Origin of the sequence: Acinetobacter junii (assembly GCF_018336855.1) — a bacterium.
Classification (GTDB): Bacteria; Pseudomonadota; Gammaproteobacteria; order Pseudomonadales; family Moraxellaceae; genus Acinetobacter; species Acinetobacter junii.
Genome location: NZ_CP059558.1, coordinates 2968157 through 2989930, shown reverse-complemented (window position 1 = coordinate 2989930; position 21774 = coordinate 2968157). Strand labels below are relative to the sequence as shown.

Genomic DNA, 21774 nt, shown 5'->3' with positions numbered 1-21774 from the left:
GTAATTTTAAATTAAACAAAAGCTTATCTTGTGAATAAGTCTGTTTATAACCTTGTGGACAAGCGTGTGGGTAAGTTTGAGGATAACTCTGTGGACAAAAGAATTAGTCAGCAACCAGAACAAAACCAGTGGTTGAATGTGTGGAGTCACTATCTTTCTCAAGCACCGTTCTCTCAATCTGCTCAACCATCGAATGCTGCGATAATATTAGAGCAATTGATGGAAGCCAGTTTACAAGGCGACAGTTGTATTGATTTTGAAGCAATACAGTTTGAAGCATTAGGTGATTTAGCGGTTTCCAGTGAAATCGCAATGACTCAGGTTGCTCCATGCGTCTATGATCAGCAGGGCTTGGCATTATACCGATATTGGCAATTAGAACAACGCCTCGCTCATCAGATTTGTCGATTAAAGCGACAAATGGTACCAGAGATTGATATTTCTGTTTATCAACATTTATTGAGTGATGAATTTCAGCAGAAAGCTTTAAGTATGGTGCTGCAACAATGGCTCAGCATTATTACAGGAGGACCAGGTACAGGTAAAACCTATACTTTGGCACGCATTATTGCTGCATTAAATCAAACAATCCCTGATATTCGGATTGCCATGGCTGCACCTACTGGTAAGGCAGCGCAACGTATGCAAGAAGCATTGCAAAACTCATTTAAGGATCCCAAGCTGCTTGAGTCTGGACTAGTAACAGATAACCTACGACAACAAAGTACCCAAACACTGCATCGATTGTTAGGAATGGGGAATCGACAAGTTCCACGCTTCAATCTCAAACAACCATTACCTTATGATGTCATCGTAGTGGACGAGGCGTCGATGTTAGATTTGAGTCTTGCGACCGCATTATTTGAAGCGGTTCCTGAGTCATGTCGAATTATTTTATTGGGAGATGCCAATCAATTAGCATCCGTCGATGTGGGGGCTGTTTTAGCAGATTTACAGCAGGTGAAAGGCTTGGCAGATAATCGAGTAGAGCTAAAAAATAGTCGCCGTTTTTCTGATGAAGCCAAAATTGGTCAGTTAGCTCGTTTTATTCAAGCACAATCGGCTTCTGCTGACTCTCATTTAGTCTTATCTAAACTTGAAAGTGAAATTGTAAAGCCTGCTTTACTTCAGCAGATTGAACTCAGTAAAGAAATGCCTGATTTTATTCAGTTGGAATATTTACCTGAGCAACAGGATATAGATGCTGAGCAGTATCAACAAAAACTAATGTATGGCTTTCAAGATTATGTCGACGTATTAAAAAACTATATAGAAGCCGACCAACCAGAATCATATATTCAACAGGTTATTCAGGTCTTTGATGATTATCGAATTTTAGCAGCAGTGAAACATGGTGCTTTGGGGATCGAACAACTCAATCGCTATGCTGAACGTTGGGTGAATCAGCAGCTTAAACAAATTGCAGTTGCAGAATGGTATGTTGGACGCCCTGTGATGATGACCTATAACGACTATCAGTTAGGGATTTCAAATGGTGATATTGGGATTTGTTTTAAACATCGAAGCCAAGCACAACAATTTGAAGTGTACTTTCCGAGTTTAAATAAGTGGATTGCAGCACATCGACTACCGCGTAATATGCAAACAGCATTTGCATTGACCATTCACAAATCTCAAGGTTCTGAATTCTCTCATACTGCAATTGTCTTAGATGCATATGCAGAAAAATTGTTGAGTCAGGAATTGATCTATACAGCAATTACAAGAGCGAAAAAAGTCGTGAGTATTTTAGCGACACAGAAATCATTACGAGCAGCCCTTACGATTCGAACAGTTCGTCGTAGTGGTTTAGTTCAAAAGATTAATTTAGAGTGATTGTGAAATTATTCTTTAAAATGAGGGTTTTTGTAAGCAAAAGCTTACACAGATTCGAGATATTGTCGCTAGAGCTAAATACGTGTTTTTGAGATTATATAACCACAAACAGCCTAGCAAGGAATGCTAGGTAAATCGCACAAAGATAATAATAAAGTCGGTATGACAGCGAACTTACTGTGAAGTAAGTGATAAAAGAGGAAACTTACAGCCGCTAAGCCTTGTAGTTTTGGGAGAGACTACAGGGCTTTTTTATTTTCTTGATTTTCTTTATCTGATTTCATCAAATTGCAATTTAGTTTGTTTAACTTGTGACACGTTAATATTCACTCTGAGTCATTTTAAAATTTAGATTATTATTTAATCTAAAAAAATGATTGTAGGACAACAAATTTGTATTATTAAGTTAAATGTTATACAGACCTGTACGTTTTTGCTTACACAGAGATAAGAAAAATGCTATTTTTCTCCACAATTGATTCTGAGAGAATAGTAAGCATAAAAAGGAACAAGCTCTAATAACTGCACAGTACACCAAGAAAATGATGTGCTCATACGTTCAGAGGGTTGAATGTAGCAAAACAAGAAAAGAAAATTAGAAGAATAGTGATAACTATAATTACGCGCAGAAGCCCAAGTCTAACTTGGGCTTTTTTATGCCTGAACGCATCAGATTAAACGTTATCATTTTCAGTACGATCAGTTGCAAACAATGAGCGTCGCTGATTCTTTGGAATTTTTGGACAGTTGGTTGAGATTTGATAGAGGGTTTTGGCTAATGCTGGTAAATGAGTTCCGACGACTGATTTGCCCGTTGTGAGTAGAGAAACACTGATGTCGCGCTCTGGGTCAGCCCAACATAAAATATTCGAGAACCCGATATGCCCAAATGCTTGTCCAGTCATTGGACCAAATAAGCCAATTGGATTGCTTCCAAGCATAGGTCCTAACGCATAGCGCATAGGGGCTAATAAGGTACGATCTAAGCTAACCCCAGAAGTTGGCAGGGTTGAACGGAATACCGTTTGTGGCGACATAATTTGTTTGCCTTGATATTCACCACCACTCAACAACATTTCAAAGAAACGTCCTGCTTGTTCAGCACTGGTGTAAATATTTCCCGCTGGACAGATGGTATCCATAAAACGGGTGTCATTGGTCACATCAACTGCAAGTTGTAGTCCACCACCTAATACGTGGTGTAGATAGTGATCCGTCCCTAAACTTGGATGGATTCCTGTGGCATAGTTTAATGCCGCATCGGCACGATATTCTGGTTTGAGACCGTAGTTAAAATAGTTAAGCCCCATTGGTTTTTCAATTTGTTCAGCCAAAAAGTCACGAACATTTTGTCCTGTTACACGTTTAACGATTTCACCCAAGATATAACCTGCGGTAACTGCATGATAGGCGAGGTGAGTACCTGATGGTGAAACGGGTTTAGCAGCACAAAGTAACTTTAAAACTTCATCTTGGTTGAACAGAAGTTCTGGAGTAACTTCTTGATCAATACGAGGGATTCCACCACGGTGAGAAAGTAAATGAAAAATGGTGGCACGACGCTTTCCGTTGACACCATATTCAGGGATATAGTAGCTGATTGGATCTAGTAAATTTAGATCACCACGCTCATCTAACATATGGATGAGCATCGCTGTGACCATTTTCGATGCTGAAAATAAACAAATTGGAGTATCTGGTGTTCCGATTTGCGCATCAGCAGCTAAACCTTCTGGAGCATTTCCCCGTGCATAGCCAACACTTCGGTTGAGTAGAATCTGTCCATTACGGCGTAAGCATAAGGTTACAAGCGGGTAATTACCTGTTTTATAAAGTTGTTCGACACTATTCCAAATTTTTTGGATTTGACGTTCCGTCATCCCACCCAATTCAGCTGCGACCTCATCTTTGGAGCGAATCACTTGATTCAGGTCTTTTGGAACATAACAGGTATTGGTAGATAAAATTTTCACGATTCCCTCGCATTTTTTCGTTTTCTTTCACTTCTGTTATAAATTGAAAACAGATTCATCCTAGTGTGCCGTTTTTGTTCAACGCTGTCAGCTGCCGAATTGCCAGTAAACATAAAACATTTTTGCAATATAACGATAGATCACTTAAAATAGCGCCTTGCTGTAGTGATGCACGGCAGTCGGTTGCTTGCAACTGATCATTATCATTTAACTTTTAAGCATCTCGGAGAAATCGAATGGCTTTAACTAATACTGATCGCGCAGAGATCATCGCTAAATTTGCTCGTGCTGAAAATGACACTGGTTCACCAGAAGTACAAGTTGCTTTGTTGACTGCTCAAATCAATGATTTGCAAGGTCACTTTAAAGAGCACAAACATGACCACCACAGCCGTCGTGGTTTGATTCGTATGGTTAACCAACGTCGTAAATTACTTGATTACTTAAACGGTAAAGATCACGGTCGTTATGTTGCTTTGATCGGCGCATTAGGTTTACGTCGTTAATTCGATTTTACTTTGTTTTCGCTATTTCGCATGTTGTTATGCTTTATCGCTGAAAAGAGAGTTTCATCTAATTTATTTTAGGTGATTTTAAGAAGGGGCGCTTGTTCGCTCCTTCTTTGCGTTTAACTTTTTTAAATATTTGATCTAGTGCGATGGCTTCTAAGCTTTGTCATTTATCTACACAGCAGTTGTGGTCTGAATGCCAAACCTTAGGGGTCTCACTAGAATAAAATTAGGAAAATACAATACATGTCTATGTTTAATATAGTTCGTAAAGAATTCCAATTTGGTCAACACCAAGTTGTTTTAGAAACGGGTCGCGTTGCACGTCAAGCAAATACAGTTTTAGTCACTATGGGTGGTGTAACTGTTTTAGTTGCGGTTGTTGCGCAACCTAAAGCAAAAGCAGGTCAAGATTTTTTCCCGTTGACTGTTAACTATCAAGAAAAACAATATGCAGCGGGTCGTATTCCAGGTGGTTACGGTAAACGTGAAGGTCGTGCATCTGAAGCTGAAACTTTGATTTCACGTCTAATCGACCGTCCAATTCGTCCGTTATTCCCAGAAGGTTATTTCAACGAAATCCAAGTAACAGCGACTGTTGTTTCTTCTGATAAGACGATGGATGCTGATATTGCCGCTATGCTAGGTACATCAGCTGCATTATCAATCGCTGGTACACCTTTCCGTGGTCCAATCGGTGGTGCTCGTGTTGGTTTGATCAATGGCGAATACGTTTTAAACCCGAACTTTGAACAACTTGCACAATCTGATCTTGATTTAGTTGTTGCGGGTACAGAATCAGCAGTATTAATGGTTGAGTCTGAAGCGAAAGAACTTTCAGAAGACCAAATGTTGGGTGCTGTACTTTTCGGTCATGACGAAATGCAAATTGCAATTCAAGCCATTAAAGAATTTGCTGCTGCCGCTGGCGCAGTTGAATCAACTTGGGTTGCCCCAGTTAAAAATGAAGAGCTTCGTGCAAAATTGAAAGAAGCTTTCGAAGCAAAAATTTCTGAAGCTTATACGATTGCAGTTAAACAAGATCGTTATACAGCACTAGATGCATTGTATGCTGAAGCTGTTGCACAGTTCGTTCCTGAAAATGACGAAACTGGTATCGCTGATGAAGTAAATGAATTATTTGAAGATCTTAAATATCGTACAGTACGTGACAACATCTTGTCAGGTAAGCCACGTATTGATGGTCGTGATACTAAAACTGTTCGTGCGATCGATGTTCAAGTCGGTGTATTAGATCGTGCTCACGGTTCTGCATTATTTACACGTGGTGAAACTCAGGCGTTGGTAACAACAACTTTGGGTAATACTCGTGATGCATTGATGGTTGATACCCTTGCTGGTACTAAGACTGACAACTTCATGTTGCACTATAACTTCCCTGCATACTCTGTAGGTGAGACTGGTCGTGAATCAGGCCCTAAACGTCGTGAAATCGGTCATGGTCGTTTAGCACGTCGTGGTGTTCAAGCTGTTCTTCCTGCTGCTGATCGTTTCCCGTACGTGATTCGTATCGTATCTGATATTACTGAATCAAACGGTTCATCTTCTATGGCTTCAGTATGTGGTGCTTCATTATCACTTATGGATGCAGGTGTTCCACTTAAAGCACCAGTTGCTGGTATTGCAATGGGCTTAGTGAAAGAAGGTGAGCGTTTCGCAGTTCTTTCTGACATCTTAGGTGATGAAGATCATCTTGGTGATATGGACTTTAAAGTAGCAGGTTCAGCAAACGGTATTACTGCGCTTCAAATGGACATTAAGATTGAAGGGATCACTGAAGAAATTATGGAAGTTGCGTTAAACCAAGCATTTGCTGGTCGTATGCACATCCTTAATGAAATGAACAAAGTGATTTCACGTGCTCGTCCTGAAATTTCAATGCATGCTCCTACTTTTGAAGTGATCAGCATTAACCCAGACAAGATTCGTGATGTCATTGGTAAAGGTGGCGCAACGATTCGTGCCATTACAGAAGAGACTAAAGCTGCGATTGATATCGAAGACAATGGTACAGTTCGTGTATTTGGTGAAACTAAAGCTGCTGCTCGTGCTGCGATTGCAAAAATCCAAGCACTTACTGCTGAAGTTGAACCAGGTAAGATCTATGACGGTAAAGTAATCCGTATCGTTGAGTTTGGTGCGTTTGTAAACATCATGCCAGGTACTGATGGTTTACTTCACATTTCGCAAATCTCAAATGAGCGTATTGCAAACGTGACTGATGTATTGAAAGAAGGTCAAGATGTGAAAGTACAGGTTGCGGATGTTGATAACCGTGGTCGTATCAAGTTAACAATGAAAGATATTGAACAAGCGTAAGCTTCTCAATATACAAAAAGTCCGCTAAATGCGGACTTTTTTATGGCATCATCTTTTAAAATTTTATCTGAACATTAGAGTTATGCAGCTTTATTATTTTTATCGACATAACAGTGAAAATACGATTTTTATTAGTGCAGAAGAACAAGCAGAACATCATCTAGAGTTTTTATGGGTCGATAGTTTAAGACAAGATTTAGTGAATCATAACGAGATGTGGCAAAAGAACATTTATGAGCATACTGGTGTGGTGCTCAATGAATTTCATATGCGAGATTTATTAAATATCGAACATCCGTGTGCTTTTGATACTGTTGAAGAATATGATCTTCTAGTTTTTCGTAAGTTAATCACGCCAGATGACCAAATTTATGAAAATGAAGCATCTGAATCTCATGAAAGCGTTTTTGGTTTGGCAACAACACCTATCAGTTTTATTTTAACGCCTCATATTTTGATTAGTCTTAGAGAGCAGGGCAATAAAGCGGTAGAGAGTTATATCCAACGTATTCAGATGATTATGGAAAAACCCATAGCTGAACAGAACAAACCACGTAAATTACCAAGTACACCTGCTGATTTATCACTTCGTTTATTAAACAGTATGATTGATGGTTATCTAAATCTAAGAACCCCATTAACACGACGTGTTGAATATTGGCAGCAACAGTTATTGCAAGGAAATCGTCGATTTAAACAATGGCATCAGTTGTTTCATGAAGATATGGCATTTCAGCAGATTGAAAATCTATGTGAAGAGCAAATTGAAACTTTACAAGAGTTTCGGGATGAGCTTGTAGATAATTATCATCATGTGGTTGGAGAACATAAGCACAAAACTCAAGATATTCTGTTAGTTCGTTTAAATGATTTGATGAGTCATGTCGAACGCGTGCAAAAGCATACTTTGAGGCTTCGCAATGCCGTTCAATCTGCAATTGATCTACATTTTTCTGCGATTGCGAACCAAACTAACGAGAATATGCGAATACTGGCAATTATCACGGCAGTTTTTGCACCATTAACTTTACTTACGGGAATCTATGGAATGAACTTTGAGTTTATTCCTGGTCTCAAATCACCCGTAGGTTTTTGGATTATGTTAGGTGTGATGTTGCTGAGTACAGTCTTGCTACTTTATTACTTTTATCAGCAACATTTGGTTGGTCGTGGTGAACGTAGTGTGATTGATTTGCTCGCACAACAAAACAAGCAGCGAAATATTAATCTGCTTTGGTTCTTAGATTATGAGCCAATCAAACAAACACTGAAGGAAGTTGAGAAAATGACCAAATTAAAATGATGAATTTGGTCTGTGTATTTTACTCAGTGGAAATGTTTGAGTTGTCTTCTTAATTGTTGAACTTCATCAATTAAATCCAACATTACCGCCACAGCTGAGAGACTAGCATCGAAATCTCGTTGCAGGCGATAGGCACGACGAGCACGAGCCACATCTTCGCCGATGAATTTATAGCTTAGTGGATCGACTTTGATTTGTAAAATATCATAATCAATCAGTTTTAAAACCCAATCGGTACTTTGACCACACGCTTCAGCGAAGTGCTCAAGATCAAGAGCCAATTGTTCATCAATGATTTCAACTTGGCAGTGACCGTCATATTGAATTTCTTTGTATTGAATTGTTGTCATGATCTTACTCCTTATGAAGCACGTGGATTGAACGATGAGAAGGCTTCTGAGAATTGTTGATATGCCTTTTGTTCTTGTTCAGTTTGTGCCATTGGTAAAACAATATTCACAATTAGATAAAGGTGCCCTGGATGTTTGTTTGGAATCCCTTTTTCTTTTAAACGGAGCTGTTGCCCATTTTTCGCCTGTTTAGGCAAATTTACTTTTAGCTGCCCTGCAGGTGTATTGACCTCAATACTTTGACCTAAAGCAGCTTCCCATGGTGTAACGTCAATAGTTTGGTAAACATCTACACCATCGACATGAATGCGGTTGGTATCTTTGTATTGGATTTCGATATATAGATCGCCATTTGCTCCTCCATTGATTCCTGATTGTCCTTGCCCACTGAGACGGATTTGTTGTCCTTCTTTCATTCCCTTCGGAATTTTCACCTCAAGTGTTTTACGTTGAATTTCGGGTTCGCCATAGACATTGTAGGTCGGTATTTGTAATGTAATTTGCTGCGTTGAGCCCTGATATCCAATTTCCAAATCGATTTCAATACGTGCATGTTGGTCTTCACCACGGTAACTATGTTGTTGACGTTGTGATCGATGTTGACCACCCCCGAAACCAGCACCAAAACGACCGAAGATGTCTTCAAAACCACTAAAATCAGCACCAGCCCCTGAACTTTGTCGATAATATTGTGCACCATCAAAACCACTTTGATTGTTTTGCCCAAAACCTGAAAAACCTTGAGGTTGATCGAGCATTTGGTCATATTCAGCTTTTTTGTCTGCATGACTCAAGGTGTCGTATGCGACATTGATGGCTTGCATTTTGGTTTCAGCATCGGCTTCTTTACTGATGTCAGGATGATATTTTTTTGCCAGTTTTCTATAGGCTTTTTTAATTTCATCTGCTGAGGCATCTCTAGAAACACCTAGCTCTTCATAATAATTTTTTGTCATGATATTAAATTAGGATAGTTATCTGTTTCTTTCATTATGAAACGAATCCAATTTAATGCAATGCATTCGATTGTATAAGACTTGTTTTAATTCAATTCGGATAATTTTTTATTTTTATTATTAGTGGCTTGGAATATTTTCTTATTAAAATATTTCTCGAAAAATACACTAATCAAACCATATCTGCGTTGGAAATATTAGCTATAAAGTAATCTTTAAAATCGCGGGTAAACTCTATTCAAACTAAGAGGCTTGAAAGTAATCCGCAAAAAAATGCCCAATCATTTGATTGGACATTTTGTTGAAATTAATTCAGAAAGATTGCATCTGAATTAACTCAAATGTTCACCGAACAAACCCAAAGCTTCTTCTGCTGTAAACTCATAACGTGTATTACAGAATTGGCAATCCATTTGGATTGGGTTTTGTGCTTCAAGTGTTTCATGAACTGCATGAACACCAATTTGAATCAATGCATTGGCACAACGTTCTTTTGAACAGGTACAGCCGAATTTGAGCTGTTCAACTTCTGGTAAGCGAACCTCTTCCTCATTGTATAGTCGATACAAAATCTCATTGGCTGGAAGATCTGTTAGTTCTTCTGATTTGAGTGTTTCAGTTAACATTCTCAAACGTGGCCATATATCTTCATCAACAAGCTTTTGTTCTTCCTCATCGTTTCGAGGTAAGAGCTGGATTAAAAGACCACCAGAACGCTCTCCATTGGTTGCTAGTACAATATGTGTTGGGATTTGCGCTGACAAATCATAATATTGCATTAGACAACCTGCTAAAGTCGGTTGATCAAGAGGTACAATCCCTTGGTAACGTTCACCATGTTCAGGTTCGATATTGATAAAAAGAACAGGGTTGGTGAGGGCTGCCAAAACAGTTCGACTGTCACTACCTTCATTAAATCTTGGATCTTCTTCGTAATCAGCTAATGCACGTACTTCACCTAAATGATTACACTCCGCCATTGCCCATTTGAATGTCCCGCTCGCCTGAATTTGTAGGCTGATGCGCCCACGAATTTTAAGCGTGCTTGCAAGTAATGCCGTTGCGCTGAGCATCTCACCTAAAAGGCTTTTAACCGCAGGCATGTATTCTCTTTGAGCCAAAATCGTTTGTAATGTTTCTTCTAGATGAACCACTTCACCACGAACAGGACAGTCTTCGATATAAAAGCGTTGGCGTAAATCAGACATATTTTTCTCCAATACCCCGTTAGGGGAAAACAAAGCAATGCTTTGCCTTGAAAAGCGCTTATGGCTTTATAAGAAGGTGAATGGTTATGCAGTCAATAATGGTGTCAGTTTACGAAAACTCAAGATATTTCCTGCTGAGAATTTGCTTCACTTTGTGTATTTTGCTCATTCATCAAACGATGTTTTGCAGAAATAGATGTGTTTTCAAATAAATATTCAAGTTCTGCAAGTGCATTCGGGTAACGCTCTATTTGATCGTCTTCATCATATGTACTGTAATGCGATCTCAAAAGCACCTGATCGTGCTGTTTAAACTCTTCAATTCGAGTTTTTGTCTCATCAATTGATAGACCTGTTTCGATCAGCAAATCTTCCGCCATACCTAAAGATGAGAGATAGGTTTCACGATAAATTTGTTGCACGCCTAATTGATGCAGTAGGTGGGCATGATGTCGATCACGAGCACGTGCAAATAAAATTAATTCTGGATAATTCAAACGAAGGTGACGTGCAAGATTCATACTATCCTCAACATCATCAATCACTAAAATTGCCAGCTTACAGTGTTCTATACCAGCGATACGAAGATTCTCGATTTGAGCCACGTCAGCATCAATAAAGCGATGTCCATATTGTTCTATAAAATGAGCAGCAGGTTGATTGCTATCAATGACGCTAAAGTGTTGACCTTGCGCATGTAATACTCTAGCGATGATTTGCCCAAATCGCCCGAAACCTAGAATTAGAATCGAATGTTGCGCAACTTCGTCTGAGTCGGGCTGAACTGGCTTTTTAAAGATCAAAGGTAAAACTTTAGAATTCACCAGCCAAAATAAAGGTGGAGTCAAAAGCATTGACCCAAATACCACGACTAGAGTTGGCTGTAATATTTGTGTACTGATGACTTTTTCACTTTCAGTAATTTTGAGCAAGATAAAGGTCAGCTCTCCACTTTGTGCCAGCAATATAGCGGACAGGTTACTGAGTTTTAGTTGGCGTTGTTGAAAATAGCTTGTCACTCCAATAATGCCTGCTTTAATCACCACAAGCCCAATGATCGCAGCGACAATAAAAACAGGAGTTTGGAATAAGGGATTGAGTGTTAGGTTTAATCCTAAAGCAAAAAACAGCAGTCCGATGAACGCATGTTTAAAAGGTTGAATAAAGTTTCCGATCTCAGTACGAAAATCAGTTTCAGCGAGCACTAGACCTGCTAAAAAAGCAGCGATTAAGATATGAATATTTAAAATCTGTAGTATCAAAAAAATACTGAGTACAACCAGCGTGCTGAGGATGGGAAGAAGTTCAAGACTTTTATGGCGCGCTAAATAATGAAAAGCTGGACGCACTAGATAGCGGCTTGCTAAAAATAACCCCGAGATTGTTGCAATGATTGCAGCAAAATAGGCGATACCATGACGTGTAGTTGCGGTATCTTCGAGTAATGGAAAAAGGATAATAAGGATCACAGCAAAACAACTTTGTAGTTGAACTGCGGTTAAACTATTTTGTCCTAATTGACTATGAACCTGATTTTTTTGCTCTATAAATTGTTGTACTAAAAAGACAGATGAAAAGCTCAGGGATAGCCCCAAAAGACAGCCTAGTAACAACTGATCCAACAAGAGAAAGCATACGACACAGAGGACAATGCTAATCAAAGCCAAAGGCATAGCATAGAGCTTTAAGACACGATGACGTTGTTGCCACAGTTGTTTAGGTTTTAAATAAAAACCTAGGAAAAACAAAACAGCCAACATGCCTAAGTCGGTTAAAAGTTGAATTTCATCAACATCATCAATCAGTTTGAAAACACTAGGACCTAACAAAAGTCCTGCAATCGTAAAGCCTAAAATCGTTGAGAATGTATAACGCTTTGCGATAGGTGCAAAAATTAATGCTGCTACGAGGAAAAAAAGGACAGTAATCAATAAAGACATTTAATGCCTCGAATCTAAAATTCTTATCGTGAATTCAACTAAACTCTTGTGGATCAACATCAATTGATAATCTGAGTTGATGTTGGCGAGGTAAATGTACCACTTGTTGCCACCATTGACGTAAATAAAAATGCAGTTTTGCTCGGTCGGCAGATAAAATCACCATATGCGCTCGATAACGCCCTGCTTTGCGTTCCATTGGGGCAGGAATAGGTCCCCAAATTTCAATAATATCTGCTGCAATAGCTCTTAAGCTTTGTGCTGCTTCCATCAAAAACTGTTGACTATAATCACGATCTTTCGACTCTACACGGACTAAAACAGCGTAACGATAAGGCGGTAACATCGCAACTTTACGTTCACTCAGCATCTGTTTTGCAACGGCACGATAGTCTTGTTCAATCAAGGTTGTGAGCATTGGATGATCAGGTCTTAAACTTTGTAAATACACGCTGCCTTTATGTTCACCACGTCCTGCACGTCCTGCAACTTGTATGATCAATTGTGCTGTGCGCTCAGGTGCTCTAGGGTCTACGCTTAATAATCCTGAGTCGATATCCAGAATAGCGACTAATGTGACGTGTGGGAAATGATGTCCCTTCGCCAGCATTTGAGTGCCTAACAAAATGCTTGGTTTATTCTGTTGAATTCGATCATAGATTTTTTGCCAACTACCCACACGACTTGTACTGTCACGATCTACCCGAATCACTTCATGATGGGGGAATAACTCGTGTAACTGTTCTTCAACTTTTGCAGTTCCAGCACCAATGCTTTTTAACGTTTGATGTTTACAAGCAGGGCATTCATCTGGCAGGCGATTGATCGTACCGCAATGATGACAGTGTAAATAAGAATAAGGCTGCGAATGTACAGTAAAATGTGCATCACAATGTGGGCAATTTGCTTGCCACCCACAACTTTCACATAGCAAAACAGGAGCGTAACCTCGACGGTTTAGGAAGATAAGAACCTGTTCTTTGCGCTCTAAAGTTAATTTAATTTGATCAATTAGGTTTTGACTAATGCCATTTTTCTTCTTTGCTACTTTTAGATCAATCACATGCATTTTCGGTAAGACCGCAGTTCCAGCACGTTGATTGAGTTCAAGTAAATGCAATTTACCAGACTCCACTAAATGATAACTATCAATACTTGGTGTAGCTGAACCCAAAATCACAGGGCAATTGTGTAAATGACCACGATAAAGGGCAACATCACGAGTGTGATAACGGAAACCCTCTTGTTGTTTATAAGAGAGATCGTGTTCTTCATCTAAGATGATCAAACCTAGATGCGGCAAAGGGGTGTAAATCGCAGAACGCGTTCCAATGATGATAGATGCTTTACCAGTTTGTGCATGTTGCCAAGCTTGCAAACGTTTTGAATCATTAAGTCCCGAGTGCAGTAAAGCAACATCGCAATGAAAACGAGATTTGAAGCGTGCGACCGTTTGAGGTGTCAAACCAATTTCAGGCACCAACACCAAAACTTGTTTACCTTGCTTTAGGACCTCATGCATTACTTGCAAATAGACTTCGGTTTTACCACTGCCTGTAAGTCCATCTAGTAAAAAGGCTTGGTAACGTTGTTGAGCTTTGAGTATTTGTTGAATTGCTCGCTTTTGATCTTCGTTCGGCGTTAAAGGCATTTGTGCAAGTTGTATAGGCATCGGTGTAAAGTCATGAGCTTCAAGCTGACATTCAATCAGTCCCTTTTTTTCCAATGCTTTTAATGTTGCAGTTTCTACACCACTAAGATTTAAAATATTTTCGGTAGCACCATGTGGATGAAGTTTTAGAATCTGATAGGCATCGTATTGCTTTTGAGAACGTTTTAATAAAGATTCTGGATCGTCATGCGTGAGAATATTCCAGTGGTGAAATAAGATATCTAAAGCACGACCCTGTCTTAAGAGTGCAGGAAGTGCACTTTGCATCACTTCACCAATCGGGAATTGATAATACTGCGCAGACCATGTCAACAAAGTTAAAACTTGTTGGTCTAAGATAGCATCTTCATCAAGAAGTGCTGTAATCGGTTTAAGTTTGAATTGCCCTGTAAACGGCTCATTTGGATCAACTTTCTCAGTAATGATACCGATCAGATTTTGGCGACCAAATGAAACAGAAACACGTGCGCCTATTTGAGCTTGCAAGTATTGCTCTGCACTGACCGTATAGTCAAACGTGTCATACACATAGACGGGTAATGCAACTCGAATACGGTAAAGAATAGCGTTAGAATTTTCGGTAGGCATATTGGCTTTATTCACGTGTAAAATGGCATGACGTCATATCATGGAATTATGCTAAAGTGCTGTGCACAAGGCGTATCAAATATTCAAATCAAAACAGTAATTTTACGATCTTGATGAATATAGAATGGAACTATCGTTCCTTATTCCTTACATGGATGCAACAGTAACGACAACTATTTTTGGACAATTAGAACAGAACCATGCCTGCTTATCAATTTACTGCAATCGATGCTGCTGGAAAGCAACACAAAGGTGTGCTGGAAGGCGATTCCGCTCGACAAATTCGTCAACAGTTGCGTGACAAAGCGTGGACACCGATTGCTGTTGATGCGGTTGAGCAAAAAGACAAGCAACAACAGCGATCATGGTTTAGAAAAAGCTTTAGTGCTTACGATTTGGCACTGATGACACGACAGTTATCTGTTTTAGTCGCAGCAGGCATTCCTTTGGAAGAAGCACTGCGAGCTGTGAGTAAGCAGAGTGAAAAGTCACACGTTCAAAATCTTTTAATTTCGGTTCGATCAAAGGTTTTGGAAGGACATTCACTGGCACAGGCAATGCAACAATCAGGACGGTTTCCAGAATTGTATATTGCGACAGTTGCTGCTGGCGAAAGGTCTGGACATCTGGATCTGATCTTAGATCAGCTTTCTGATTACACTGAAAATCGTTTTGCGATGCAGAAGAAAATTCAAGGTGCAATGATCTATCCGATTATCCTGATGTTGATGTCATTTGGGATCGTGATGGGATTAATGACATATGTTGTTCCTGAAATCGTAAAAACCTTTGAACAAAGTAAAGAGGCATTGCCTTGGATCACCGTGTTATTGATGAAAATTAGTGCGTTTATTCGTCAAACATGGATAGGCATGTTGATCATTGGTTTTATTGCTCTCATTCTGTTTACGAGGTTTTTAAGAACAACTGCAGGGCATTATGCATTTGACCGATTAACACTCAAATTGCCACTATTTGGTAAACTTTCACGTGGTATAAATGCTGCACGGTTTGCCAGCACTTTATCAATTTTGACACGTTCAGGTGTTCCTTTGGTTGAGGCTTTGCGCATTGGTGCAGAGGTGAGTAACAATTGGGTGATACGTGATTCGATTGAAGTCGCAATGGAGCGTGTAACAGAAGGTGGTAATTTGGCAACACAGTTAGAACGTTGCGGTTATTTTCCACCAATGATGGTACAAATGATTCGTAGTGGTGAAGCTTCAGGTGAATTAGACCGTATGTTGGACCGAGCATCTACGATGCAAGATCGAGAAGTCACGACCTTTATTTCCACCTTATTGGCACTGCTAGAACCTCTGATGTTGGTTTTCATGGCAGCGATTGTATTGGTGATCGTGATTGCGGTAATGTTGCCAATTATTAATATGAACAATATGATTTGATGAATTGCATGAAAGAGATGAAAATGAATAAGCAAAAAATGTATATGAAGCAATCTGGCTTCACGTTAATTGAAGTGATGGTTGTGATTGTCATTTTAGGTGTTCTAGCTGCATTGATCGTTCCAAACGTGATGGGACGCGGCGAAAAAGCTAAAGTTGATACCACGCAAATTACTTTAAAAGGTGTTGCTGGCGCTTTAGATCAATATAAATTAGATAATGGGCGTTACCCATCGATGCAAGATGGTGGTTTAGATGCATTAGTGAATCAACCTGCAACCGCAAAAAATTGGTTGCCTGGTGGCTATGTCAAAGGTGGTTATCCTAAAGACAGCTGGGAAAATGACTTACAATATGTGATTCCAGGTCGAGAAGGCCGCTCTTTTGATTTGTATTCGTTTGGTGCAGATGGAAAAGAGGGTGGTGAGGGTAATGATGCAGATATTTATTATCAACCATAAATTCTAATTAAAACGATCACTTCACTTTTAGAATAAATAAATCAAGAGTGAAGTGATAATGTTTCTTAATTCATAAAATAATCATAAATTTATGAAAAACATGATAATAATATAATCAAACTAATTTGAGATTTATAATAAGAATTATTCCCATATTTAATAGTTACAAGAAACAGAAGTGATTCATTAAATTAAACTTTTTATTTAGATTAAAGCTTTGCATAATAAATTCAGATCATTTAAATGGGTGATGGAGAAATCAGATGAAAGCATTTTTTTTGTTAGATGAACTGAATCAGTTTCATTGGGCAATGCTTAAATCTGTATTGCTCATTTTAAGTTTATTACCTGTCTGTGAAGGGGCATTAAACTTATGGCAAGCGGCTGAAGGAAGTAGTCAAATCGTCATTGGCTTTTTTGCAATAAGTTTATTGAGTACGTGGTTTATCGTTTGTTTTTTGAGTGCTTTGAAAACCAGTATTTGGAATATTAGTAATCTAATTCCAAAATATGAACAATTCATTTTTAAAGCTTATCGAGCTTTGCCGATGTTTTTCTTATCTGGTTTAGTCGCGTATCTCACGGTACAGTTTTCAATCTTATTTTAATTTTAATATTATGAATAAAAAAGAGCGCTTTGGATTCAAAACGCTCTTTAGAAATTATCGACGTGATTTAAATGAAATATCGACTTTTCTAGGACGATATATCCAACCGATAATTAAAAGTAGAACAGAGAAAATAAGAATCGGGAAATCACTTAAACGATTATAAAGTGTTTGACCTTGCATCGCTGGTAAATCACCACGTAATACTGCTTCGTGATCCATAGGAGCCTGTTTCACAATATGACCATTCTGATCAATAAATGCCGTGACGCCTGTATTGGTTGCTCGAATAAACCAACGACCATTTTCTTTGGCACGCATTTGCACCATTTGTAAATGTTGCCAAGGTCCAGCCGTTCCTGTAAACCAAGCATCATTTGAAACTGTGATTAAAAAGTCGCTATTGAGTGCATTACGGCGAGTGAGATTTGGATAAGCCACTTCATAACAAATTGCAGCTGCAAGCGCATGTCCTTTCACAGACAATGGTTTTTGATCTGGTTCTCCGCGAGAAAAACCACTCATACTTACATCGTTTTGCATTGCAGGAAGTACCCATTTCAACATTCCAGACAACGGAATGTATTCACCAAAGGGTACTAGGCGTTGCTTTTTATATAAGCCAGACGATTCACTACCAGAAGCCATGATACTGTTGTAGTACAAAGGCTCGCCTACTTGTTGTGATTTAGGGATGTCCCAATAAGGAATACCCGTAACCCAAGCAGTATCTGATTTTTTAGCCTGTGCATCCATTGCTTTTAAAAAGTCAGGAATGTCTGTTTGAAACAGAGGAATCGAAGATTCAGGCCAAACAATTAAATCACGTCCCCATTCAGCACGACTCAGGTTGGCATAGATTTCCAAGGTTTTAATTTGATATTCAGTCAACCATTTCAGGTCTTGAGGAATATTGCCTTGGATTAATGAAACACTGAGAGGTTTTTGTGTTTTGGGTTGTACAAATTGAATGAAACCCGCACCCCATGCACCTAAGATCAGTAAACCAGATGGAATGGCCCAAAACCAACGACGATTAAGGATTTCGACAAGAGCACATGCGAGCACGATCACGACAAACGATACAGAATAGACTCCAAATAAAGGCGCATAACCATCTAATAATCGTTCTGTGAATGCATAGCCTGCAAAAAGCCATGGAAATCCTGTGAAGACCCATGTTTTTGCCCATTCAAATAAAACCCAAAGTGGTGCAAATGTCAGTGGAGTTTCAGGGAAAAATCGACGGTAAAGCCAAGTCTGAAAAGCGGTAAATAAGCCCATTGCGGCTGCCATAAAGGCAATCATCAAAACGCTTAAAAAGGAGTTAGTATCACCATAGACGTGAATGGAGGTATATAACCAAAATGCACCTACGAACCACAATCCGAATCCGTATGCCCAGCCCAATACAAATGCCTGTCTAGGATTACGCTGGCGTAATACGGCATAGAGTAAAGCAGGGGATAAAATTGCTAACCACCAAAAGTAATACGGTGCGAGCGCAAAACTAAAGATTGCACCTGAAATAAGTGCAATCAGGAGTGGAAAGATAAACGGAAGCTGTTTGTGGGTTTGGGATGGGTTGAACAGCTTTTCAAAGTAGCTTCTCATTGACGGACAGCTCGAATCAGATGAATAGTGCGTGCATCTGCTTCAATAATGGTAAATTCCCAATCACCAAGTTCAATCGTCTGACCTTGTAGATCGCTCACTAAACCGATTTCTTGCAGCAGTAAACCGCCCATAGTTTCAACTTCATCGTCAGAAAAATCTGCATCTAAAATTGTGTTGAAATGTTCAATTGGTGTAAGTGCTTGAACAATCCATGTATTTGCTGTGGTTGGATCATTGTCAGGAACAATGTACAAAGCTTCTTCATCAGCAATGTCATGTTCGTCTTCAATTTCGCCAACGATCTCTTCAAGAATATCTTCCAGAGTAACTAAACCAGAAGTTGAACCATATTCATCAATCACGATGGCGATATGCGTTTGTGTGTTTTTTAGCATGCGAAGCACTTGATCTGATCGCGCACTTTCAGGAACAAACACAGGTTGGCGCATCAATGAGCGAATGTCGACTTTGACATTGCGTTCAGTGAGAAATGGCAATAAGTCTTTTGCGAGAAGAATGCCCACAACATTGTCAGTTTGATCAGCAGAAAAAACGGGAAAGCGAGAGTGTGCTGATTCAATTAAAACATGCAAGATGTCAAGCAGTTGATCATCTTCTTGTAAGCTAATAATTGCAGTACGAGGTGTCATAACCTCTCGAATCTTCGTTGCTGGCAGATCTAGAACACCTTCAAGCATTGCGACTGTGTCGGGTTCTAAGAAGCGACGTGAATCTTGAACTAACTTAAGTAATTCATCGCGAGTTTCAGGTGCAGTACCTAACCATTTTCTTAAGCCACGCATACCCCACGACGGACTGGATTCATCGACCATGATCTTTCCTAAAGACTCTCTATATCAATTAGATGATTTTCATCATACCGAAGAAAAAGCGGATATGCATCAATAAAACGATGCAAGAAATGTACAGTTTTTCAAAAAAGTGCAGGTGATTTCTACAGTATGACTTTATGATAAAATGTGAAAATTAGCATATTTGAGTTATATGATGTCTGAACAAACCAAACTCCCAACAGTACAACTTAATACCCGTGGTTTACGTTGTCCTGAACCAGTGATGATGCTGCATCAAGCGATTCGTAAAGCAAAATCTGGGGATGTGGTAGAAGTTTTTGCAACAGACCCTTCAACTTCTTGGGATATTCCTAAATTCTGCATGCATCTAGGGCATGAATTATTGTTGAAAGAAGAGTCTTTAGACGAAAATAGCAATACTGAATATCATTATTTAGTACAAAAAGGTTAATCGTTTGCTTTCGACCTATTTCTCAGGTTTTGCGCTGGGACTTTCACTGATTCTCGCAATTGGTGCACAAAATGCTTTTGTTTTAAAGCAGGGATTGCTCAAACAGCATGTATTTTGGGTATGTCTGATCTGTGCTTTATCCGACGCATTTTTAATTTGTTTAGGTGTGTTTGGATTTGCTTCAATATTGAGTCAACAAGCATGGTTGATTCAAGCTATGAAGTATTTCGGCGCACTCTTCTTGTTTATTTACGGCGCCCGCAGCTTTTACAATGCTTATAATTCGAAGTTAGGTTTAATTGCTTCTGAACAAGAAACAACGACTTTCTGGCAAACGATAGTTTTATGTCTCAGTTTCTCTTGGTTAAATCCGCATGTTTACTTAGACACAGTTGTATTATTAGGTTCAATATCTGCTCAATATGCAGATAAGATCTCTTTTGCTAGTGGGGCAGTATCAGCGTCATTTTTATTCTTTTTTAGTTTAGGATTTGGGGCGAGATTATTGCGTCCTGTATTTGCAAATCCAAAAGCTTGGAAAGTCTTAGATCTATTGATTGGCTGTATCATGTGGTTGATCGCACTTTCACTATTAAGATAGGTGTTTATGCACCTATCTTTTTGATTTAATTAATTTTCGACTGATCCAGTAATCACAACTTACATATCTTCCACCGCCAAGAACCAGTAGTGCACCCAACATAACCAAATAGGTCACTGCAAACTCAACGCCATTATTCAATATGACAAATGAGCCACTTGATGTAAGCCAATCATAATTTCCATAAGTGCTCAGAATCTCTCTCGCTTTCTCTAGTTTTTCAGCCGATTCAATCACTTGCATATTTGCAAAAGGAGCATGTGGATCAGCAATGGCTTGCCATCCATTTTGAATGTGGACGGTAAAGATAGCGACCAGCATAGTGATGATCAATGGAATACAAATCAGTCGCGTTGCAAGACCTAAGGCAAGTAAGACAGCACCACCTAACTCAGCCGAAATTGCAAGGCTAGCCATAACCAATGGGAAGGGTAAGCCCAAGCCCCATTCACTATTGCCAAACCATTCAACTGTATCATTGAAATGTTGTAGTTTATTGTGTCCAGCCATCCAAAAAATAGGAATTAAATATAGGCGAAGCGCTAAAGAGGCGATTCCATCAAAATAATTTAAGTTGGAACCCAAATTCTGATAGCGTTTATGTAAAGAATAAATTAGATTTTTCATGAGAAATTCACAACGAATAAGTTTTATTAGTTAATAGTCGTTTGAATTTTTGATTTCTTACACAAAAAAAATCTAAATTTGACTGTAATAATTTGATTGTTCGCACGTCTAATTTTATGTACCTAGTACAAAAGCAATATTTACTTAAAAGGAACTTCACAATGAATAAATTAAACTCAATGACTTCGGTTGCCGCTTTAGTTGCATTATCTATGGTTGGTGCAGCAACCCAAGTTTCGGCAGCATCGACGACAACTGAAACACATGTGACTAAAACTGCAGATGCAAAATGTGGTGAAGCGAAATGTGGTTCAGATAAAGCGAAAAAACAACACAAAACTACTGATGCAAAATGCGGTGCAGATAAAAAAGCTGCGGATGCTAAATGCGGCGCAGACAAAAAAATGGCAGATGCAAAATGTGGTGCAGACAAAAAAGTGGCTGATGGGAAGTGTGGCGCTCACTAAACCTTATGCAGACGGTTGATGACAGCATCTAAAAAGATGGCTGTCA

Annotated in this window: 19 protein-coding genes; 10 read left to right on the top strand and 9 right to left on the bottom strand. The window is 39.1% G+C overall.

Annotation, left to right across the window (positions count from 1 at the left end):
• The first annotated feature begins 90 nt into the window (after positions 1-90).
• The gene (recD, locus tag H2677_RS13850) at positions 91-1836 is read left to right on the top strand and encodes an exodeoxyribonuclease V subunit alpha (protein ID WP_212638770.1); all 1746 of its coding nucleotides are present in this window, start codon (positions 91-93) and stop codon (positions 1834-1836) included.
• 674 nt (positions 1837-2510) lie between these two features.
• Here the strand turns inward: recD and H2677_RS13845 are convergent.
• Complete coding sequence (locus tag H2677_RS13845) at positions 2511-3809, bottom strand: serine hydrolase domain-containing protein (RefSeq protein ID WP_125298837.1); 1299 nt, start codon at positions 3807-3809, stop codon at positions 2511-2513.
• A 236-nt stretch (positions 3810-4045) separates the two neighbouring features.
• Here H2677_RS13845 and rpsO point away from each other — a divergent pair, with 236 nt between their 5' ends.
• The 3 genes from rpsO to H2677_RS13830 all read left to right on the top strand — a co-directional run bounded on the left by rpsO (position 4046) and on the right by H2677_RS13830 (position 7961).
• Entirely contained in the window at positions 4046-4315 is a 270-nt protein-coding gene (gene rpsO / locus H2677_RS13840) for a 30S ribosomal protein S15 (RefSeq protein WP_004656162.1), read from the top strand.
• A 255-nt stretch (positions 4316-4570) separates the two neighbouring features.
• A complete protein-coding gene (gene pnp, locus H2677_RS13835) occupies positions 4571-6658 on the top strand; it encodes a polyribonucleotide nucleotidyltransferase (RefSeq protein WP_171053834.1) in 2088 nt (695 codons plus the stop codon).
• An 82-nt stretch (positions 6659-6740) separates the two neighbouring features.
• Positions 6741-7961, top strand: a complete 1221-nt coding sequence (locus H2677_RS13830) for a magnesium transporter CorA family protein (RefSeq protein ID WP_039047672.1) — start codon at positions 6741-6743, stop codon at positions 7959-7961.
• A gap of 23 nt (positions 7962-7984) precedes the next feature.
• On the opposite strand, the gene H2677_RS13825 is transcribed toward H2677_RS13830, so the two are convergent.
• From H2677_RS13825 to H2677_RS13805, 5 genes are all read right to left on the bottom strand, one after another.
• Positions 7985-8311, bottom strand: a complete 327-nt coding sequence (locus tag H2677_RS13825) for a chaperone modulator CbpM (protein ID WP_039047671.1) — start codon at positions 8309-8311, stop codon at positions 7985-7987.
• An 11-nt stretch (positions 8312-8322) separates the two neighbouring features.
• Positions 8323-9267, bottom strand: a complete 945-nt coding sequence (locus H2677_RS13820) for a DnaJ C-terminal domain-containing protein (RefSeq protein WP_125298835.1) — start codon at positions 9265-9267, stop codon at positions 8323-8325.
• 332 nt (positions 9268-9599) lie between these two features.
• A complete protein-coding gene (hslO, locus tag H2677_RS13815; protein ID WP_004957557.1) occupies positions 9600-10475 on the bottom strand; it encodes an Hsp33 family molecular chaperone HslO in 876 nt (291 codons plus the stop codon).
• A gap of 119 nt (positions 10476-10594) precedes the next feature.
• Positions 10595-12415 (bottom strand): cation:proton antiporter domain-containing protein, encoded by a 1821-nt coding sequence (locus H2677_RS13810; RefSeq protein WP_212638769.1) that lies wholly within the window; start codon positions 12413-12415, stop codon positions 10595-10597.
• 34 nt (positions 12416-12449) lie between these two features.
• Positions 12450-14675, bottom strand: coding sequence for a primosomal protein N' (locus H2677_RS13805; protein WP_194598287.1), 2226 nt, complete (start codon positions 14673-14675; stop codon positions 12450-12452).
• A gap of 200 nt (positions 14676-14875) precedes the next feature.
• Between H2677_RS13805 and gspF the strand changes: the two genes are divergently transcribed.
• The 3 genes from gspF (at position 14876) to H2677_RS13790 (ending at position 17150) form a co-directional block, all read left to right on the top strand.
• Positions 14876-16081: a type II secretion system inner membrane protein GspF gene (gene gspF, locus H2677_RS13800; RefSeq protein WP_004957567.1), complete on the top strand. Its 1206-nt coding sequence runs from the start codon at positions 14876-14878 to the stop codon at positions 16079-16081.
• 23 nt (positions 16082-16104) lie between these two features.
• Complete coding sequence (gene gspG, locus H2677_RS13795) at positions 16105-16542, top strand: type II secretion system major pseudopilin GspG (protein ID WP_004916750.1); 438 nt, start codon at positions 16105-16107, stop codon at positions 16540-16542.
• Positions 16543-16805: 263 nt separating this feature from the next.
• Entirely contained in the window at positions 16806-17150 is a 345-nt protein-coding gene (locus H2677_RS13790; RefSeq protein WP_126131677.1) for a hypothetical protein, read from the top strand.
• Between the two features lie 54 nt (positions 17151-17204).
• Here H2677_RS13790 and lnt read toward each other — a convergent pair whose 3' ends face one another.
• Together lnt and H2677_RS13780 are read right to left on the bottom strand one after the other, a co-directional pair.
• Positions 17205-18764 carry an apolipoprotein N-acyltransferase gene (gene lnt, locus H2677_RS13785; protein WP_212638768.1) on the bottom strand — a complete coding sequence of 520 codons (1560 nt, stop codon included), beginning with the start codon at positions 18762-18764 and terminating at the stop codon, positions 17205-17207.
• Positions 18761-19600 (bottom strand): HlyC/CorC family transporter, encoded by an 840-nt coding sequence (locus tag H2677_RS13780; RefSeq protein ID WP_004916742.1) that lies wholly within the window; start codon positions 19598-19600, stop codon positions 18761-18763. Before H2677_RS13780 ends, lnt begins: the two co-directional genes overlap by 4 nt.
• 175 nt (positions 19601-19775) lie before the next feature.
• On the opposite strand from H2677_RS13780, the gene tusA reads away from it, so the two are divergent.
• Positions 19776-20033 carry a sulfurtransferase TusA gene (tusA, locus tag H2677_RS13775; protein ID WP_004916739.1) on the top strand — a complete coding sequence of 86 codons (258 nt, stop codon included), beginning with the start codon at positions 19776-19778 and terminating at the stop codon, positions 20031-20033.
• A 4-nt stretch (positions 20034-20037) separates the two neighbouring features.
• Positions 20038-20634 carry a LysE/ArgO family amino acid transporter gene (locus H2677_RS13770; RefSeq protein ID WP_212638767.1) on the top strand — a complete coding sequence of 199 codons (597 nt, stop codon included), beginning with the start codon at positions 20038-20040 and terminating at the stop codon, positions 20632-20634.
• A gap of 12 nt (positions 20635-20646) precedes the next feature.
• Here the strand turns inward: H2677_RS13770 and H2677_RS13765 are convergent, their stop codons facing one another.
• Positions 20647-21261 carry an HvfX family Cu-binding RiPP maturation protein gene (locus tag H2677_RS13765; protein ID WP_129264169.1) on the bottom strand — a complete coding sequence of 205 codons (615 nt, stop codon included), beginning with the start codon at positions 21259-21261 and terminating at the stop codon, positions 20647-20649.
• 161 nt (positions 21262-21422) lie between these two features.
• On the opposite strand from H2677_RS13765, the gene H2677_RS13760 reads away from it, so the two are divergent.
• Positions 21423-21728 carry an HvfA family oxazolone/thioamide-modified RiPP metallophore gene (locus H2677_RS13760; RefSeq protein WP_004916729.1) on the top strand — a complete coding sequence of 102 codons (306 nt, stop codon included), beginning with the start codon at positions 21423-21425 and terminating at the stop codon, positions 21726-21728.
• Positions 21729-21774: the final 46 nt, after the last annotated feature.

Excerpts from the sequence above, each read along its gene's own strand:
- rpsO (WP_004656162.1), top strand. The coding sequence starts at position 4,046 with ATGGCTTTAACTAATACTGATCGCGCAGAGATCATCGCTAAATTTGCT.
- pnp (WP_171053834.1), top strand. The coding sequence starts at position 4,571 with ATGTTTAATATAGTTCGTAAAGAATTCCAATTTGGTCAACACCAAGTT.
- H2677_RS13830 (WP_039047672.1), top strand. The coding sequence starts at position 6,741 with ATGCAGCTTTATTATTTTTATCGACATAACAGTGAAAATACGATTTTT.
- H2677_RS13825 (WP_039047671.1), bottom strand. The coding sequence starts at position 8,311 with ATGACAACAATTCAATACAAAGAAATTCAATATGACGGTCACTGCCAA.
- H2677_RS13820 (WP_125298835.1), bottom strand. The coding sequence starts at position 9,267 with ATGACAAAAAATTATTATGAAGAGCTAGGTGTTTCTAGAGATGCCTCA.
- hslO (WP_004957557.1), bottom strand. The coding sequence starts at position 10,475 with ATGTCTGATTTACGCCAACGCTTTTATATCGAAGACTGTCCTGTTCGT.
- H2677_RS13810 (WP_212638769.1), bottom strand. The coding sequence starts at position 12,415 with ATGTCTTTATTGATTACTGTCCTTTTTTTCCTCGTAGCAGCATTAATT.
- H2677_RS13805 (WP_194598287.1), bottom strand. The coding sequence starts at position 14,675 with ATGCCTACCGAAAATTCTAACGCTATTCTTTACCGTATTCGAGTTGCA.
- gspF (WP_004957567.1), top strand. The coding sequence starts at position 14,876 with ATGCCTGCTTATCAATTTACTGCAATCGATGCTGCTGGAAAGCAACAC.
- gspG (WP_004916750.1), top strand. The coding sequence starts at position 16,105 with ATGAATAAGCAAAAAATGTATATGAAGCAATCTGGCTTCACGTTAATT.
- H2677_RS13790 (WP_126131677.1), top strand. The coding sequence starts at position 16,806 with ATGAAAGCATTTTTTTTGTTAGATGAACTGAATCAGTTTCATTGGGCA.
- lnt (WP_212638768.1), bottom strand. The coding sequence starts at position 18,764 with ATGAGAAGCTACTTTGAAAAGCTGTTCAACCCATCCCAAACCCACAAA.
- H2677_RS13780 (WP_004916742.1), bottom strand. The coding sequence starts at position 19,600 with ATGGTCGATGAATCCAGTCCGTCGTGGGGTATGCGTGGCTTAAGAAAA.
- tusA (WP_004916739.1), top strand. The coding sequence starts at position 19,776 with ATGTCTGAACAAACCAAACTCCCAACAGTACAACTTAATACCCGTGGT.
- H2677_RS13765 (WP_129264169.1), bottom strand. The coding sequence starts at position 21,261 with ATGAAAAATCTAATTTATTCTTTACATAAACGCTATCAGAATTTGGGT.
- H2677_RS13760 (WP_004916729.1), top strand. The coding sequence starts at position 21,423 with ATGAATAAATTAAACTCAATGACTTCGGTTGCCGCTTTAGTTGCATTA.